This is a genomic window from Dactylosporangium sp. CA-233914 (assembly GCF_050942935.1).
Taxonomy (GTDB): domain Bacteria; phylum Actinomycetota; class Actinomycetes; order Mycobacteriales; family Micromonosporaceae; genus Dactylosporangium.
Genome location: NZ_CP192030.1, coordinates 4,132,347 through 4,148,842, shown reverse-complemented (window position 1 = coordinate 4,148,842; position 16,496 = coordinate 4,132,347). Strand labels below are relative to the sequence as shown.

Genomic DNA, 16,496 nt, shown 5'->3' with positions numbered 1-16,496 from the left:
GCCCTCCCGAGCATGGAAAAGTCAGGGCACCAGCATCGTCTTGATGCGCGCCGACGGGCCCCGCATCAGCGCCTCGAACACCTCGACACCGTCGGCGAGGTCTCGAAGTTCCAGCCAGTCCTCGTCGACGGCGGCGACCAGTGGCACTGCCGCCGCGAACTCCGCGGCGGTGTAGCAGAAGCTGCCCACGACCGCCTTCTCACCCCGAATCATCGCTCTGCAGTCCGCATCGGACTCCGCAGCATGCAGGCCGAGCCAGACCGCGGCACCGCCCGGATGCAGCAGGGCGACGGAGTCGGCCCGGGTCCCGGCCGTGCCCACCGTGTCCACGATGACGTCGAAGGTGCCGGTCAGCCGCTGCCCGGTGCGGCCGGCGCCCGCCTTGGCCGCGGTCGCCAGCCGCTGTTCGGCCAGGTCGGCGACGTGGATGCCGGTCAGGCCGCGGCTGCGGAGCACCAGCAGCACCGCCGTGCCCAGCATGCCGGCGCCGATCACGCCGACCCGGGCGTCCGGGACGAGTCGGTCGGCGACCAGGTTCGCGGCGTGCACGGCGTTGGCCATGGGTTCGACGAACGCCCCACGCTGCGGGGACACACCGGCCGGCAGCGGGTGCACGTTGGCTCGTGGCACGGCCACGTACTCGGCGAAGCCGCCCGCCCGGTTGATCCCGAGGATGCTGCGGTTGTCGCAGATGTTCGTCCGGCCGCGCCGGCAGTTGCCGCAATCGCCGCACGCCACCAGCGGATTGACCGTGACCAGAGCGCCGTCGTCGACCCGATGCCCGGCGAACTCGTGACCCATCACCAGCGGCGGCTTGCGGAACGGGCTCTGGGTGGCGAAACCCTCCACCTCGGACCCGCAGACCCCGGCCGCGGCCACCCGCACCAGCACCTCGTCGTCGGCCGGGGCCGGAACGTCGAGATCGGTGACGACGAGTTCGAGCGGCCCGGCGTAGAGCAGTGCTTTCATGCGACACGTCCATCCTTCCGCGCGCCGATGCGCGCACCGCTGTGACTGTCGAACCAGCAGGCGCCGCTCAGGTCGAGCAGCACCCGGCATTCGTCGTCGACGGCGAGGCCGGCGTCACCCGGTACCTTCGCGTAGTGCAGGTCGCGCACGGCGGCCGCGCCGAGCTCCTCGCTGTTGGCGGCGAGCCCGAGCCGGAAGCCGACCACGGTTTCGGCGCCCAGCCGTTCCACCACCGCCACCCGGGCCGGCTGGCCCGAGCCCGTCGCGGCGACCCGCACCTTCTCCGCCCGCACGCCCAGCAGGGCCGTCCCGTCGGGCACCCCGCCGGCGGGCACGCTCGTACCGCCGTCGATCGTGGCCTGTCCGTCCCGGACCGTGACCGGCAGAAGGTTCATCGCCGGCGAACCGATGAACCGGGCCACGAAGGTGTTCGCCGGCTCGTCGTAGATCTCCTGCGGGGTCCCGCTCTGCTGCACCACGCCGTCGTTGAGCAGGATGATGCGGGTGCCCATGGTCATCGCCTCGACCTGGTCGTGCGTCACGTAGATGAAGCTCGCGCCCACTCGCCGGTGCAGTGCCGTGATCTCGGTGCGCATCTGCGCCCGCAGCTTGGCGTCCAGGTTGGACAGTGGCTCGTCCAGCAGGTAGATCGAGGGCTCGCGGACCAGGGCCCGGGCCAGTGCGACCCGCTGCCGCTGCCCGCCGGACAGCGTGCGCGGCCGGCGGTCGAGGTAGGGCGTGAGCTCCATGGTCGCGGCGATCTGCTCGATTCTCGTGGTGATCGCGGGGTCGCGCATCGCCCGCCAGCGCGCCACCATGCCGACCACCGGGATGTGCTGCCACCAGCGGAAGCGGCTCATCAACAGCGGGAAGGCGATGTTGGCCCGCACCGTCTTGTGCGGGTAGAGCGCGTAGGACTGGAAGACGAACGCGACGTTGCGCTGCTTGGGTTCCAGGTCGTTGACCCGTTGGCCGTCGAAGAGCAGATCACCGCCGGTGATGTCGATGAGCCCGGCGATCATGCGCAGCATGGTGGACTTTCCACACCCGGACGGGCCGAGCAGCACCAGGAACTCCCGGTCCGGGATCTCCGTGGAGAACTCGTGGATGACCGGTGTGTCGCCGTAGGACTTCCGGATGCCCCGGAACGCAATGGCTGGCATGCCTACCCCTTCACCGAACCGGAGGTGAGGCCACTCACGATCCGGCGCTGGACCAGTAGGAAGAAGACGATGGCGGGAACGGTGAACACCAGCGCGGCGGAGAACACCGTCGACAACGGGGTGATGAACTCGCCGATGAACGACGACAGGCCCTTGCTGGCCGGCCATTTCGTCGAGTCGCGGATGAACGTCGAGGCGAACAGGTACTCGTTCCAGCCGTCGAAGAACGTGATGACGGCGGCCGCGGCCACCGACGGCGCCACCAGCGGCAGCGTGACCTGGGAGAAGATGACGAACCGGGGCGCGCCGTCGACCCGGGCCGCCTCCTCGATCTCGTAGGGGACGCCGTCCACGGCCGACTTGATGATCCACGCGGCGACCGGCATGGCGAAGGCCGTGTCGGCCAGCACCAGGCCGAACAGCCCGTTGATCAGGCCCAGCGACACGAACAGCGTGTAGAGCGGCACGATCAACAGCGCCTCGGGCAGCATCTGGGTGGCGAACAACGCGAAGCCGATGAGACCGCGGCCGTGGAAGCGGCGGTACCGCGACAGCCCGTAACCGGCCAGCACGGCGAGCGCCAGGCTGAAGAACGTCGTGCCGGACGCCACGATCGCGCTGTTGGTGAGCCAGCGCAGCAGCGGTACATCGCTGTCGAAGACGTCGAACACGGAAGCGATCCGGTCGACGCGCGGCCACAGGCTCTGCCCGCTGAACAGTTCCTCGCGGGTGGCGAGGGCGGTGTTGAGCATCCAGTACACTGGGAAGCCGGCGACGACGATCAGCACGACGACCGCGAGCCATCGCCCGGGACCCGCTCCGGTCAGCCGCTTCACTGCGCCTCCCGCCGCGCCGAGCGTCGCTCGACGACGAAGTAGACGACGGTGACGACGAGGGACAGGCACAGGCCGAGCATCCCCAGCGCGGACGCCCGGCCGAGGTCGGAGTTGGCGAACGCCTCCCGGTAGACGTTGATGACGAGCGTGTTGGTGGCGTCGACCGGTCCGCCGCCGGTGAGCAGGTAGATGATCTCGAACCGGCGCAGCGACCAGATCGTCATGAGCAGCGCGACGATGCGCAGGGTCGGCGCGATGTGCGGCAGGACGATCTCCTTGAGCGCGGTGAACCGGTCGGCGCCGTCGACCCGGGCCGATTCACGCAGTTCGGCGGGCACCGACTGCAGGGCGGCGAGGACGACGAGCATGATGAACGGGAACACCTTCCAGACGCTGACCGCGGTCACGGAGAGCAGGCCGAGGTCGGGGTCGATGAGCCAGCCCTGCTCACCGATGCCGAGCACGGCGAGGCCGCGGTTGGCGACCCCGTCGCCGACGTTGAAGATCCAGGTGAAGACGAGCACGACGGCGATCGACGGCACCGCCCACGGCATCGTGAGGATGGCCCGCACGACGGCCCGGCCGCGGAATCCGTCGTTGATCGCGAACGCGGCGGCCGTGCCGAGCAGCAGTGACCCGGCGACCGTGCAGGCGGTGTACAGGATGGTGGTGAGCACCGACGACGCGAACCGGTCGTCGACGAGGAGGTCGTGGTAGTTGTCCAGGCCGACGTACTCGCCGCCGTCGGGATTGAGCAGTTTGGTGTCGGTGAAGCTGAGCAGCACCCCGCGCAGCAGCGGGGTGGCGGTGAACACCAGCAGATAGACTGCCGCGCCGCCGACGAACAGGTACGGCGCGAGCCGCGATCGGGTGCTCATGGCCCTCCTTCGGGGATCGTGCGCGGTAGGTGCCGGTTGGCCCGGCACCTACCGCGCCGGCGGCGGGTCAGCCCCCGACCGCCGCCTTGGCCTCCTGGGCCGCCTTGGCGAGGGCCTCCTCGGGCGGGACGTTCTGCAGCAGCACCTTCTCGATCCACTGCAGCACGATGTGGCGGATCTGCGGGGTCTTGGCCTCGAACCCGTCCACCACGGCGTCGTGCGAGAACGGCGCGTTCTCCCGGTAGGCGGTGACCCACGGGTTGGCCTTCACGTACGCCTCCGGGACCGTCGTGTCGACGGCCACGGTCGAGGCGTTGCCGATGACCTCGGAGAGCTTCTGCTGCGGCTGCGGCTGGACCAGCCAGCGCAGGAAGTCCTTGGCCAGCTCTTTGTTCTTGGAGTGCTTGTTGATGACGAAGTAGATGCCGACCTGGCTGGTGTTCTTGCCCGGGAACGGCAGCTTCGAGGACATGATGGAGGTGCCCGGCACCTTGTCGCTGATCATCGCGGTCGGCGCGCCGGTCGCGTCGATGAGCATCGCCAGCTTGCCCTCCTTGAACTTCGTGCGGAAGGTCGACGCGTCATCACCCACGGCGAAGGCGCCGGAGCTGTAGACGGCCTTGTAGGCCTTGAGCGCGGCGACGTTCTCCGGCCGGTCGATGGTGAGGGTCTTGCCGTCGGACCAGCCGCCGCCGAAGCCCTGCGGCCAGTTGTTGAAGTCGATCCACCACGGGTTCTCCTCGGCGATGCGGTGGCGCACCGCGAAGCCCGTGATGCCCGTCTTCTCCTTGATGGTCTTCGCCGCCGTGACGAGTTCCTCGGGCGTGGTCGGCGGCTGGACGCCGGCCTGGGCCAGGATGTCCTTGTTCCACAGGAACGCGTAGGGCGCGATCTGGGCGGTGATGGCGAGCTGCTTGCCGCGCCACTTGCCGCCCTCGTTGGTGACGTTGAGCTTCGCGTCGGCGCCGAAGACGCCGTCGAGCGGTTCGAGGACGCCCGCCTCGGCGAGCTCGGGCAGGAACGTGTCGGCGACGGCGAACACGTCGGGGCCGCCCCCCGCGGCGATCTGCGTCTTGATCGTGGTCTCGTAGTCGGCCCGGGTGACTTCCTGCTTGGTCAGCGTCGCCTTCGGGTTCTGCTGCTGGTAGCCCTGAAAGGTCTCCCACATCTTCGCGCCGTAGCTCGGTGCCAGCAGGTCCCAGTGGGCGATCTCGAGGGTGCCGCCGTCCTCGGCGGACTTGGTGGGTTCATCGGTGTCGCCGCATGCGGCCGTCAGGCTCAGTGAAGCCACGACAGCGGCCGCCAGAAGTGCGGATCGGTGTCTCAACATTCCAGTCCACCTCGTGGGGCAGTTGGTGTGTCGGAGGGACGCGGGACTTGGTCCACGACTGTAGACGCGGTGATCGAGTATGGGAATAGGCGTTCAGATACCTGAACGACTTGCCTATTTATGCAGCTCAGCAGCGGTTGATTGCCTACGATCGGACGCGTGTGGCACCCTGCTCGGGACTCGACTCACGGACAAAGGCGGACGGAAACCATGGCGCCGACAACCCGATCTCTTGACGCCGCGGACGCCGCGGCGCCGGCCGGCTCCATCAAGTCGGCCGAGCGGGTACTGCAGATCCTGGACCTGGTCGCGCGGCACACCGACGGGATCGACGCCAGCGGTATCCGCACCGCCCTGAAGCTCCCCCGCAGCAGCCTGCACGGGCTGTTGCGGGTGCTGTCGGACCACGGCTACCTGTTCATGGACCCGCAATCCCGGGCCTACCGGGTTGGGCTGCACGCCTGGGAGGTCGGGCAGGCGTACGCACACAACCGGAACATCACCGTCCTCATTGGACCCGAGATGCGCGCGCTGCGTGACGAGCTCAACGAGACGGTGCAGCTGGCCGTCCTGGACGGCCTCGACAACGTCTATCTGGCCAAGGAGGAGTCCGACCATCCGCTGCGCCTGGTCTCCGGCGTCGGCCTGCGGCTGCCCGCGCACACCACGGCGCTGGGCAAGGTGCTGCTGGCCGGCCTGCCCGCGGGCGAGCTGCGCCGCCGGCTGATCGGGGTCACGTTGCAGCGGTTCACCAAGAGCACCGTCGGCGACAAGGCCGAGCTGCTGCGCCGGCTCGCGGCCGTGCGGACCAACGGTTTCGCCGAGGACGAGGGCGAGTACACCGTCGGGCTCTACTGCGTCGCCGTGCCGGTGCGCAGCGAGTCGGGGGCGGTCGTCGCCGCCGTGAGCTGTTCCATCCCCTCGGCCCGCGCGGGCACTGCCGGCGACCGCGCCCAGCGATACCTGCCGGCGCTGCGAGCCTGCGCCGGCCGGCTCGCCTCGCTGATGGCCCCGCTGTCCTGAGCGCCGCCGGCGCGGCGTCAGCCGCCCGCCGCCGCCACGCAGTCGATCTCGACGAGCATGCCGGCGGCCAGCGTCGATCCCACCGTCGTGCGCACCGGCCGCGGCTCGGACATCAGCCCGCCGTACGCCCGGTCGAAGGCGGCGAAGTCGGCCAGGTCCGCCAGGTGCACGGTGACCTTCACGACCCGGCTGAGTCCGCTTCCACCGGCCCGCAGCACCTCGTCGAGATTGCGCAGGACCTGAACGGTCTGCTCGCCGACGTCGCGGCCGACGATCTCCCCGGTGGCCGGGTCAACCGGTCCCATCCCGGCGGTGAAGAGCAGCCCGTTGACGAGCAGCCCCTGCGAGTACGCCCCGGCCGGCGCCGGGGCCCGGTCGGTCCGGATCTGTTGCACCATGTCTCCACCCTTCGGGGATGACTGTCTGATGTGGACGAACACTGGTCACTGGCCACCGCCTCGCCAGCCGAGGTCACGGGACATCGCCTCGCAGTGGCGGGTCAGCGTGTTCACCAGGTGGTCTCGGTGCGCCGGTCCCTCACCGAGCCGGACACGGGGGATGGAGCAGCTCATCGCGGCCACCACCCGCCCGGTGCCGTCCCTGACCGGTACGGCGACGCAAAAGACCCCGGGGGTGTACTCGCCGTCGTCCTCGCCGAAGCCGCGCTCACGGATGTCCTGGACCCGCGCGAACAGCTCCTGCCACGTGGCGACGGTGTGCTGCGTGAACTTGCGCATGCTCACGCCCTCGAGGCGTGCCTTCAGGTCCGCCGGATCAAGGTAGGCCAGCAGCACCTTGCCGAGGCCGGTAGCGTAGGCGGGCAGCCGCATCCCGACCCGGGACACCAGCCGCAGCGGATGGTCGGCCTCGACCTTGGCGATGTAGACGTTGTCGATGCCGTCGAGCACGGCGAGCTGCACGGTTTCGTTGAGCTCGTCGCGGGCCGCCCGCAGGTGCGGTTCGGCCCGGTGGGCAAGACTGTCCAGGTAGTCGAAGCTTTGCGCGGTCTCCCAGACCCGCACCCCGATCCGGTAGCGCCGCCGCTCCTCATCCAGATAGACCCAGCCGCGGCCCACCAGCGTACCCAGCAGCGCGTGCAGGCTGCTCTTGGGGAAGCCCAGGTCCTGGCCGATCTGCGGGAACGTCGCGCCGGAGCGGTGCGCCGCGAGGTACTCCATAAGGTCCAGAGCCCGCTCGGCCGACTTGACGCCGGTCGTGGACTGGACGTTCGGGGAGGTGTCACGGGTGGCGGTCATGACGCTGGCCTCCTTGCGTGCTGAGGTGTGACCGGCTGTCCCGCCCAGGTTCGATCGGGAAGCGCGCCGCGTTGCCCGGGTCGTGCAACGCCACCACCTCATCACACACGCGTCGATACTGTTTGATGGCCCGCCGGCACTCGGCGGCGTCCTCGGCGATGCCGATCGGGAGCTCCTCGGCGATGTTGCGGTCGAAGAACGCCGTCTCCAGCAGGCCGACCACGCCGTCGGCGCAGCGGACCCGGACGCCGGCCGACCCCGGGTGGTGGCCGCCGGTCGTCTCGAACTCCAGCCCCGGCGCCACGGTGACCGGCCCGTCGCTCAGCACGAGCCGCCCGGCGACCGCCAGGTCCCGCAGCAGCGACCAGGTGCCGCTGGTGAAGTAGAACTCGGTCGGCGGGTGCCCCGGCGGCGCGCACAACATCTCCCGTACCCCGGCGTACGAGGCGTAGATCGTGGCCCGCGGGAGCAGGTCCGGCAGGAGACCGCCGGTGTGGTACGTGACCGTCTGGGTGAGCAGGACGAAGTCGACGTCCTCGCCGCGGACCCCGAGCACGTCGAGGGCCTCCGGCAGCAGCCGCACGTCGTGGAACGCGCATCGCGGGTCGAGGGCCTGATTGGCCCTCTCCAGCGCCGCCCGGTCGGCGTCGCCGATCGGCAGGCCGGTGTCGATCAGCCCGGTCCGCTCGCCGTCGGTGACCAGCCAGACGTAGAACCACAGGTCGTGGAAGTCGGGGTCGTTGCGGCCGAAGAACGCCGCCGAGCCCACGATCGGCATGCGGGCCACCGGCGCCGCCGCCAGCCGCCACGGGCTCGTCATTGGTCGAGCACCTCGACCAGCCGCTTCGCGAGCGCGGCACCGTCGCCGGGCTGCAGTCCCATCGGGTTGACGACGAGCACGCCCTGCCAGGCGCGGTCCTCGCCGACGTGGATGCGGGGCGTGCCCCGGTCCAGCTCCCGCACCACGTCATCGGCGTCGCGACCGCACGCGGACAGGTCGATCTCGAGGACCGGCACGTCGAGGTGGTGCTCGTAGCCATCCCGGACCGAGCACCGGGCGTCGGCCTCCAGCGCGGCCCGAATGTCGGTCAACTCCTGCGCCCCGTGCCGGTGGTGGGCGTCCGGGTCCCGGACGAACGCCCGCAGGGCGACGAGCAGGCCGATGATCTGTTCGCGGCCGACCTTCATGCCCCGGCCGATGCCGTGCCGGCCGCGGACGGGGTCGGCGCCGGTGATCTCCGAGCGCTGCCAGGTGCGGGGCCGGATGTCCATGTCCTGGTGGTGCAGGGCGACGGCGCCGACCAGGTCGGCCCGGCCGCAGAGGATCCCGGCGGTGTGCGGGCCCCGGAACGCCTTTCCGGCGCTGATCGCGACCAGGTCGGCGCCGCCGTCGAGCAGTTCCGCGAGCCTCGCCAGGGGTGGTACGTCCATCGCGGCATCTACGAGCACCGGCACGCCGGCGCGGTGGGCCAGCTCCGAGGCCTCGGCGATGCCGAGGTGGTCGCCGCCGCGGCCGGGCCGCCACAGCACCAGCGCGGCCCGTTCGTCGAGCTCGCGGGCGAGCTCGTCGGGGCGGGTCGAGCCGGGGTAGCCGATCTCGACCAGGTCCGCGCCGGCGGCGCTCAGCGCGTGGTCGTAGGGGTCCCGGTGGGCCCGCTGGACGATGGCCCGGCGGCGCGGCCCGGCGACCTCGGGCAGCACGTCGATGGCCGCCGGGCGGTCGCCGGCGAGGCAGACGGCGGTGGCGAGGCTCAGGGCCGCGGCGGCGCCGCTGGTGACGTAGGCAGCGGGCGCGCCGAGCAGGGCGGCGATCTCGGCGCCGGCGGCCTCCTGGAGTTCGTCCATGCGCACATTGCGTGCGCCCGCCGCCCGCATCGCCTCCACGACCTCGTCGGACAGCGGCAGGCCGCCGAGCCGGGTGGCCGGCCCGACCGCGTTGATGACGGTTCGCAACCCCAGTTCGGTATAGATGTCCATGTGTTGATGCCCCTTCAGATTGGTTCGGCGCGGTACACGATCTCGCCGGCCCGGACGGTCAGCACGGCCGCGACGGCCGGTGCCGGGTCTTCGGTCACCCGCAGGACCGCGACGTCGGCCGGTGCACCAGCACGGAGCGTCCCGATGCCGGCGCCGTCCAGCCCGGCGACCCGGGCCGGCGCCACCGTCGTGCGGCGTACCACCTCGGGCAGGGCGACGCCGAGCCCGAGGAACTTCGCCATCACGTCCGGCAGGCCGCCGACGATGTCGCGGGAGTAGGTGTGCAGGTCTGAGCTGATCGTGTCGGGCAGGAACCCGGCGCCGACCGCGGCCCGGGCCCGCTCCAGGTCGAATCCGCACATGCCGTGCCCGACGTCGAAGAGCACGCCGCGCTGCCGGGCCTCGCCGACCAGGTCGACGACCCGGCCGTGCTCGGTGTACGGGGTGCCGGACAGGCCGGTGAAGCAGTGCGTGAGGACGTCGCCGGGGCCGAGCCGGGCCAGGATGTCGGCCAGGGACGCCGGCGGCGGCCCGAGGTGCACCATCAGCGGCAGCCCCTCGGCATCGGCGACCTCGCGAGCCCGGTCCAGGGCGACGACGCCGTTGTCGCCGGCGACGTCGGCGGACGCCCGGACCTTCACGCCGATGATCCGTTCCCGGTGTTCGGCGATCGCCGCGCGGCAGGCGGCGGGGTCGACGTACGGGAGGGTCTTGAGCTCTCCGGAGAGCAGGATGCTCGTGGTGCCGACGGTGGAGATGTTGATGAACGCGCCGATCCGGGTGCGGGCCCGTTCGACCGTACCGCGGACGAACGCCCCGAACAGGTGCGCGCCGGCGCTGCCGGTGTCCACCATGGTCGTGACCCCGCTGGGCGGGCCGAGCACGTCCGGGTCGACACCGAGATCCTGGCCGACGAAGACGTGCGTGTGCAGGTCGACCAGGCCGGGCGTCACCACCAGCCCCGACACGTCCACGATCCGGTCCGCCGGGTCCGCGGTGGCGGCGATCCGCCCGGCGCGCACGACGAGGTCCCCCGGGGCCAGGGTGCCGGTCTCGGGGTCGCAGACGAGGCCGCCGCGGAGCACGAACCCGGTCATGACAGCCTCACCGGCTGCCCGGTGCGGGCCGACTCGGCCGCCGCGGCGGCGCAGACCACGGCCAGCCGCCCGTCCTCGGCGGCCGGGACGGCGGGCTCCAACCCGGCGCAGGCCGCCACGAACGCCGAGAGCTGCCGGTGCAGCCAGTCGTCGCCGGCGTACGACTCGGCCCGCTCCCCCGCCGTGGACGACGCGGCGAGCGTGCCGCCCTGCTCGATCCGCAGCTGCCCGGCGCTGCCCTGCACGACGGTCAGCGACCGAGGGCCGGCCACGTGCGTGCGGCCGAACGACAGCGAGATCCCGGTGACCGCGCCGGACGCGAACGTCCCGGTGATCGCGGCCGCCGACTCGGCCTCCCCGGCCAGGCCGGTGGTGCGGCAGGTCAGCTCGGCCAGGGGCACGCCGAGCAGCCACGGCAGCCGGTCGAAGCAGTGGTGCGACTGCAGCTGCAGGATCCCGCCACCGCGGCCGGCGTCCCAGTACCAGGGCGGCGTGTCGGGCGTCGCCTCGACGATCACGTCGGTGACCGACAGCGGCTCCCCGACCACGCCGTCGGCGACCAGCCGTCGGGCCGCGAGCCACTCGGCCCGGAACCGGTAGCTGAACCCGACCATGAGCACGATGCCGGCCGCGTCCCGGGCCGCGATGATCCGGTCCGCCTCGGCGACGGTGTTGCACAGCGGCTTGTCGATCAGGACGTGGACGCCCCTTGCCGCCGCCTCGACGCAGGCGTCGGCGTGGCCGTCGTGGGGCAGCCCGAGGTAGACGGCGTCGACCGCGCCGGAGTCGAGCAGTTCTTGGAAGCCGGCGAACGGGATGCCGCTCGACCGGCCGGTCAGCGCGGCGGCGCGTTCGGCGACCGGGTCGGCGACGGCGGTGACGCGCACCCCGGGCAGCCCTCCGGCGCTCGCCGCCACCTTGGCGCCCATGATCCCGGCACCGACGATGCCCAGCCTGATCACGACGTCGCTCCTCACATGCCCAGCAGCTCGCCGCCGTCGACGACGATGTCGCCGAGCAGGACGTGGGAGCTCTCCGCCGAGAGCAGGAAGCGCACCACGGAGGCGACGTCGCTGCCGCGGGCGACCCGGCCGGCCGGGATCCGGGGGCGGAACGCCAGCAGGCTACCGTCGGCCAGGTCGTCGACGGAGGCGTGGTCGCTGGCGAGCTGCCGCATCATCTCCGTGTCCGTCGGCCCGGGCGAGACGGTGTTGACCCGGACCCCGCTGCCGGCGACCTCCAAGGCGAGGACCCGCAGCGACTGGCGCAGTGCGGCCTTGGAAGCCGCGTAGGCGGCCTGCCGCATCCGGGGCATCCGCGCGGCGACGGACGCGACCGCCACGATGGACCCGCTCCCGCGGGCGGCCATGCCGGCGGCGTAGCGGCGGGCCACGTCGAAGCAGCCGAGCGTGTTGACCCGCAGGATGCGCTCGAAGTCGGCGACGGTGACGTCGAGGGTGGGCGAGCTGTCGAAGACCCCGGCGGCGATCGCGACCTTGTCCGCCTCGGCGGTCTCGGCGACCAGGTCCTGTACCGATTTCTCGTCGGTGACGTCGACGTGGCGGGCGGTCGCCTCGACACCCTGCACCCGCAACGTGGCCGCGACGCGTTCGACGAGGTCCGCGTCGATGTCGGCGAGGATCAGCCGGTCGCCGGGGCAGGCTCGGGCGAGGTCCTCGCCGATCGCCTGCCCGATGCCTCGACCCGCGCCGACCACGACTGCTGTTGTGCTCACGGTTGTTCTCCAGGTTCTGTGGCGGGCGCCGCCGCGTACGCGAACGCCCGGGCGGGGTTTGCGACCGTCATGCGGTGGATGTCCTCCTCGGACACTCCCCGGTCGCGCAGCATGGGCAGGAAGGTCTCGATCACGTTGGCGTAGCCCGGTCCGCCGTACGCGGCGAGCTGGCCCAGCTCGCAGATGTCGTTGGACAGCATCAGCTGCCCGGCCAGTCCCATGGCCGTCAGCTCGGCGACGTTGTCGGCCCGGAACGACAGGGGCGCGTAACCCTGCACGAAGGCCAGGTTGTCGATGTTGAGCCAGGCGCCCCGTTCGGCGATCGGCAGCCACCACTTCGTCCCGCGCCGGTCGCCCAGGTGCGACACGATGACGCGGGCCGGGTCGACCCCCTCCTCGGCGAGCAGGTCGAGCTGCTCGAGGGCCAGCTCGCCCCAGTGGGTGGTATGGGTCATGATCGGGCAGCCGGTACGGCGGTGGGCCCGGCCGGCGGCGCGGAACACCCGCTCCTGGTGCGGGGTGATGTGGCCGCGCTCGGTGCCGATCTCGCCGATGAAGCCGGGGCGGATGCCGCTGCCGTCGACGCCGTCGGTGATCTCGGCGACGAGGCGGTCGGCGAGGGCTTCGGTGCTGTCGGTGGTGATGTAGCCCGGGTAGACGACCTCGCGGTACCAGCCGGCGCCCATCACGATGTTGACGCCGCTGGCCTCGCTGATCCGGCGCAGGGCCTGCGGGTCGCGCTTGAGCCCGATGTTGGTCGGGTCGCAGATCGTCCGGCCGCCGGCCGCCGCGAACCGGCGGACCTCCTCGACGGCGATCTCCTCGTCGTCGAGGATGGCCTCGTACAGTTGGCGCAGTCCCCACCCGTCGACCAGCACGTGGTCGTGGCTGAGGGTGTTGCCCATGTCCTCGGGCTCGATCGGCCCGAGGACCGTCATGACCTTTCCGGCAAGACTTCCGGTCATTTCACACTCCCTGCGGCGAGACCTGTCACGATGTACCGCTGAAACGCCAGCGCGATGAGCACCGGCGGGACGACCGTGAACATGGTGGCCGCGGCCAGCGTCGTCCAGGAGAACTGCTGGAGGTTCTGCAGGCCGGCCACGACCGGCGGTACCGTGAGGGCGTTGGTGAGCACCAGCGAGTAGAAGAACTCGCTCCACGCCTCGAGGAACACCAGCAGGCCGGCGGCGATCAGCCCGGGCCGGGCGATCGGGGTGACGACCACCAGCAAACAGCGCAACCGGGACGCGCCGTCGACCTCGGCGGCCTCCTCCAGCTCCTTGGGTACGCTGTCGAAGTACGTCTTGAGCAGCCAGATCGCCAACGGCAGCGTGAACGCGTTGTAGCTGATGATCAGGGCGAGCGACGTGTTGAGCAGCCCGAGGTGCCGGAAGGCGATGAAGAACGGCAGCACGATCGCGATGGCCGGCACCACCCGGGAGGCGAGCAGCAGCAGGTACGCCAGGCGCGAGCCACGGAACTCGTACCGCGAGAACGCGTACCCGGCGGCGCCAGCGATGACCAGGTTGCTGGCGACCACGACGACACCGACGACCAGGCTGCGGGCAATCGCCGGCATCAGCCGGGCGACCGCGTCGGTGCTCGAGACGATCCCGCCGTCCTGCCCGGTGGAGAATGGCGCGCTGTTGCCGGTGAAGATGGCGACGTAGTTGACCAGCGTGGGGTCGTGCGGCCACCAGTGGAACGGCTTGGCGCCGATCTCCGAGGGCCCCATGAAACTGCTCAGCACGGTGAAGTACAGCGGGAACAGGATCCAGACGAGGAACAGCGCGAACCCGACGTAGATCCCGACCGAGGCGAGCCGTGAGCGCTTCACTCGACGCCCTCCGTGATCGTGCTCGAGCGGTACAGCAGCTTGACGAACACGAACCCGAGGACGAGCGCGATGCCGCCGAGGACGACGGCGGTGGCCGAGCCGAGGCCGGTGTTCGTGTACACGAACAGCTGCTGGTACAGGTAGATCGACAGGACCGAGGTGGCGCCGCCGGGGCCGCCCTGGGTCAGCGCCCAGATCGTGTCGAACTGCATGAACCCGAAGATCGTGTTGATGATGACCACGACGACGATGACCGGCCGCAGCCAGGGCAGGGTCAGGTGTCGCAGCCGCTGCCAGGCGTTGGTTCCGTCGACCATCGCGGCCTCCGGCAGCTCCCGCGGGATCGTCTGCAGCCCGGCCAGAAACAGCAGCCCGGTGAACGACGCCTGCCGCCAGGCCCCGGCGAGGATCGCGACGATGAGGGCGCCGGTGCTGTCCGACAGCGGCGCCACGCCGTCCAGGCCGAGGGCCAGGAGGGCGCCGTTGAGCGCGCCCACCTCACCGTCGACGAACCATTTCCAGATCATGCCGACCATCACCCACGGGCAGGCCCACGGGACGATGAGCAGGCTGCGGGCCAGCCACTGGCCGCGAAAGCCGGTGTTGAGCAGCAGCGCGAACCCGAGCCCCAGCAGCGTGGAGACGAGCAGGAAGCCGACCGCGTAGAGCACCGTTGTGGTGAGCGCATGCCGGAACTGCTCGTCGGCGAACAGCGTCCGGAAGTTCGCGAACCCCGCCCACCGCGCCTCGCCGCGAAAGCTGACCCGCTGCAGCGAGTAGATCGTCGTGCGGATCGCCGGCCAGGCGATCAATCCCAGCACGAACACCAGCGCCGGGGCGGCGAGGACCAGCCCGAAGCGGGCGTTCGCCCGGGCCCGCGGCGACGTGCGCCGCCGCGGGGCCGGGGCCATCGTCTCGGCCATGCTAGCCGCCCGCGGCGGCGAGGTTCTTGGCGTCCGCGGCGAGCCCATCGACGGTGTCCTTGACGCCGGCCTGGCCGAGCAGCATCGCCTGGAGCCGGTCGCCGACCTTGACCTGGAACGAGGCGTACCACGGGGCGACCCGCGCCGGGACCACGTCGCTCTGGTTGGCGAAGGCGTCCTCCAGCTTCGACATGTCGTAGTAGTCCGGGAACGCGGCCAGGAAGTCCTTGTCCTTGAACAGCCCCGGGTACGGGCCGAGCAGCGCCGCCGCCTTCGCCCAGGACGTGAAGGTGGAGTACTTGCCGGCCTCGTCCTTCCAGCCGTAGAACTTCAGCAGCTTCCAGGCGTCCTCGGCCCGCGCGCCGCCGGCCGTGGCCCCGATCTGGATGACCTCACCGATCTGCAGCGTCTTGCCGGTGATGCCGGGGTGGCGGTACGAGATCGTGACGTTCTTCGACTCCGGACCCTCCGTCGTGCGGATGATCTGCAGGAAGTAGTGGTGCAGCGTGTAGAACGTGGAGTTGCCCTGTGCCATCGCGGTGACGTGCGCGCCGGGGTCGGCGGTGAGCACCTCCTTGGACGTCAGTCCCTCCTGGTACATCGCCTTCCACCACTCCATGACGCTGAGCGTCTTGGCGTCGTCGGCGAAGACCGGGGCCCCCTTGGCGTCGAACGGCGTGATCCCGTCGGCCAGCAGGTAGACGAGGAAGTACTCCTCCAGGAACTGCTTGGTCCAGTAGCCCGCGTACGGGCTGGCCACCCCGGCGGCCTTGAGCTTCTTGCACTGCTCGTACACCTCCTCCTTCGTGGTCGGAGGTGCGCTGATGCCGTATTTCTGCAGGTGGCTCTGGTTGTACATGAGGCTGTGCACCGCGGAGAAGTACGGGACGCTGATGATCCGGCCGTCCGCGAGCCGGTGCCGGGCCGCCGAGGCGGGGAACATGTCGCCCAGCATGTCCTCGACGCCGGCGAACTTGTTGAGCGTTCCGGCCCAGCCCGCGTCGACGTACTTGGTCGAGGCGTAGGCGAAGTTGTAGAAGGCGTCGATCGCCTGGCCGCCCTGCAGCCGCGTCTGCAGGGCCGGGCCGTAGCCGACGTTCGGTATGAGGGACAGATCCACGCCCACGCCGGACTGGTCCTTGAAGGACGACAGCAGGGTGCGGATCTGATCCGGGTATGCCTCCCAGGCGGTCATCGACAGCGTCCCGGGAGTGTCGTTGGTCTTCGGAGTAGACGCACCGCCGCACGCAGCGAACAGCGATGCCGTGGGAACGGTCAGGCCCGCCGCGAGCGCGCCGCGCAGCAGGCTCCGACGGGAGATCGACGTGCTGGTAGAGAACAAACCCGGGATCGGACGCCGCTCATCCATGTGACCCTCCGGCCGGTCAGACGGTTCATATACATGAACCTAAGTTCTGAGTTGAGCATTCGTACCAGGTCAGCGAGGCGCAAGCAAGAGGCGGCTTCAT

The 16,496-nt window shown here is 70.8% G+C and carries 17 protein-coding genes; 1 reads left to right on the top strand and 16 read right to left on the bottom strand.

Features of this window, described 5'->3' with window-relative positions; translation table 11 throughout:
• Positions 1-21 precede the first annotated feature (21 nt).
• The 5 genes from ACQPY0_RS18795 to ACQPY0_RS18775 all read right to left on the bottom strand — a co-directional run bounded on the left by ACQPY0_RS18795 (position 22) and on the right by ACQPY0_RS18775 (position 5,176).
• The gene (locus tag ACQPY0_RS18795) at positions 22-969 is read right to left on the bottom strand and encodes an alcohol dehydrogenase catalytic domain-containing protein (RefSeq protein WP_432990541.1); all 948 of its coding nucleotides are present in this window, start codon (positions 967-969) and stop codon (positions 22-24) included.
• The gene (locus tag ACQPY0_RS18790) at positions 966-2,132 is read right to left on the bottom strand and encodes an ABC transporter ATP-binding protein (RefSeq protein ID WP_432990539.1); all 1,167 of its coding nucleotides are present in this window, start codon (positions 2,130-2,132) and stop codon (positions 966-968) included. Before ACQPY0_RS18790 ends, ACQPY0_RS18795 begins: the two co-directional genes overlap by 4 nt.
• Before the next feature lie 2 nt (positions 2,133-2,134).
• On the bottom strand, positions 2,135-2,968 hold the full coding sequence (locus ACQPY0_RS18785) for a carbohydrate ABC transporter permease (RefSeq protein ID WP_432990537.1): 834 nt from the start codon (positions 2,966-2,968) through the stop codon (positions 2,135-2,137).
• A complete protein-coding gene (locus ACQPY0_RS18780) occupies positions 2,965-3,846 on the bottom strand; it encodes a carbohydrate ABC transporter permease (RefSeq protein ID WP_344615389.1) in 882 nt (293 codons plus the stop codon). Before ACQPY0_RS18780 ends, ACQPY0_RS18785 begins: the two co-directional genes overlap by 4 nt.
• A gap of 67 nt (positions 3,847-3,913) precedes the next feature.
• Entirely contained in the window at positions 3,914-5,176 is a 1,263-nt protein-coding gene (locus ACQPY0_RS18775; RefSeq protein ID WP_432990534.1) for an ABC transporter substrate-binding protein, read from the bottom strand.
• Between the two features lie 210 nt (positions 5,177-5,386).
• On the opposite strand from ACQPY0_RS18775, the gene ACQPY0_RS18770 reads away from it, so the two are divergent.
• Positions 5,387-6,199 carry an IclR family transcriptional regulator gene (locus ACQPY0_RS18770; protein ID WP_432990532.1) on the top strand — a complete coding sequence of 271 codons (813 nt, stop codon included), beginning with the start codon at positions 5,387-5,389 and terminating at the stop codon, positions 6,197-6,199.
• 17 nt (positions 6,200-6,216) lie between these two features.
• Here the strand turns inward: ACQPY0_RS18770 and ACQPY0_RS18765 are convergent, their stop codons facing one another.
• From ACQPY0_RS18765 to ACQPY0_RS18715, 11 genes are read right to left on the bottom strand one after another with little or no spacing between them, the layout of a single operon-like run.
• Positions 6,217-6,597: a Rid family detoxifying hydrolase gene (locus ACQPY0_RS18765; RefSeq protein WP_432990530.1), complete on the bottom strand. Its 381-nt coding sequence runs from the start codon at positions 6,595-6,597 to the stop codon at positions 6,217-6,219.
• A 45-nt stretch (positions 6,598-6,642) separates the two neighbouring features.
• A complete protein-coding gene (locus ACQPY0_RS18760) occupies positions 6,643-7,455 on the bottom strand; it encodes an IclR family transcriptional regulator (RefSeq protein ID WP_432990528.1) in 813 nt (270 codons plus the stop codon).
• The gene (locus tag ACQPY0_RS18755) at positions 7,439-8,275 is read right to left on the bottom strand and encodes a hypothetical protein (protein WP_432990526.1); all 837 of its coding nucleotides are present in this window, start codon (positions 8,273-8,275) and stop codon (positions 7,439-7,441) included. Before ACQPY0_RS18755 ends, ACQPY0_RS18760 begins: the two co-directional genes overlap by 17 nt.
• Positions 8,272-9,432, bottom strand: coding sequence for an aminotransferase class V-fold PLP-dependent enzyme (locus ACQPY0_RS18750; RefSeq protein WP_432990524.1), 1,161 nt, complete (start codon positions 9,430-9,432; stop codon positions 8,272-8,274). The genes ACQPY0_RS18755 and ACQPY0_RS18750 overlap by 4 nt, the downstream gene beginning before the upstream one ends.
• 14 nt (positions 9,433-9,446) lie before the next feature.
• Positions 9,447-10,529: an amidohydrolase family protein gene (locus ACQPY0_RS18745; RefSeq protein WP_432990522.1), complete on the bottom strand. Its 1,083-nt coding sequence runs from the start codon at positions 10,527-10,529 to the stop codon at positions 9,447-9,449.
• The gene (locus ACQPY0_RS18740; RefSeq protein WP_432990520.1) at positions 10,526-11,491 is read right to left on the bottom strand and encodes a Gfo/Idh/MocA family protein; all 966 of its coding nucleotides are present in this window, start codon (positions 11,489-11,491) and stop codon (positions 10,526-10,528) included. The genes ACQPY0_RS18745 and ACQPY0_RS18740 overlap by 4 nt, the downstream gene beginning before the upstream one ends.
• 11 nt (positions 11,492-11,502) lie before the next feature.
• The gene (locus tag ACQPY0_RS18735) at positions 11,503-12,264 is read right to left on the bottom strand and encodes an SDR family NAD(P)-dependent oxidoreductase (RefSeq protein ID WP_432990518.1); all 762 of its coding nucleotides are present in this window, start codon (positions 12,262-12,264) and stop codon (positions 11,503-11,505) included.
• Positions 12,261-13,229 (bottom strand): phosphotriesterase family protein, encoded by a 969-nt coding sequence (locus tag ACQPY0_RS18730; protein WP_432990516.1) that lies wholly within the window; start codon positions 13,227-13,229, stop codon positions 12,261-12,263. Before ACQPY0_RS18730 ends, ACQPY0_RS18735 begins: the two co-directional genes overlap by 4 nt.
• Entirely contained in the window at positions 13,226-14,104 is an 879-nt protein-coding gene (locus tag ACQPY0_RS18725) for a carbohydrate ABC transporter permease (RefSeq protein WP_432990514.1), read from the bottom strand. Before ACQPY0_RS18725 ends, ACQPY0_RS18730 begins: the two co-directional genes overlap by 4 nt.
• Positions 14,101-15,027 (bottom strand): carbohydrate ABC transporter permease, encoded by a 927-nt coding sequence (locus tag ACQPY0_RS18720; protein ID WP_432990512.1) that lies wholly within the window; start codon positions 15,025-15,027, stop codon positions 14,101-14,103. Before ACQPY0_RS18720 ends, ACQPY0_RS18725 begins: the two co-directional genes overlap by 4 nt.
• Position 15,028: 1 nt before the next feature.
• Entirely contained in the window at positions 15,029-16,396 is a 1,368-nt protein-coding gene (locus tag ACQPY0_RS18715; protein ID WP_432990510.1) for an ABC transporter substrate-binding protein, read from the bottom strand.
• Positions 16,397-16,496 lie beyond the last annotated feature (100 nt).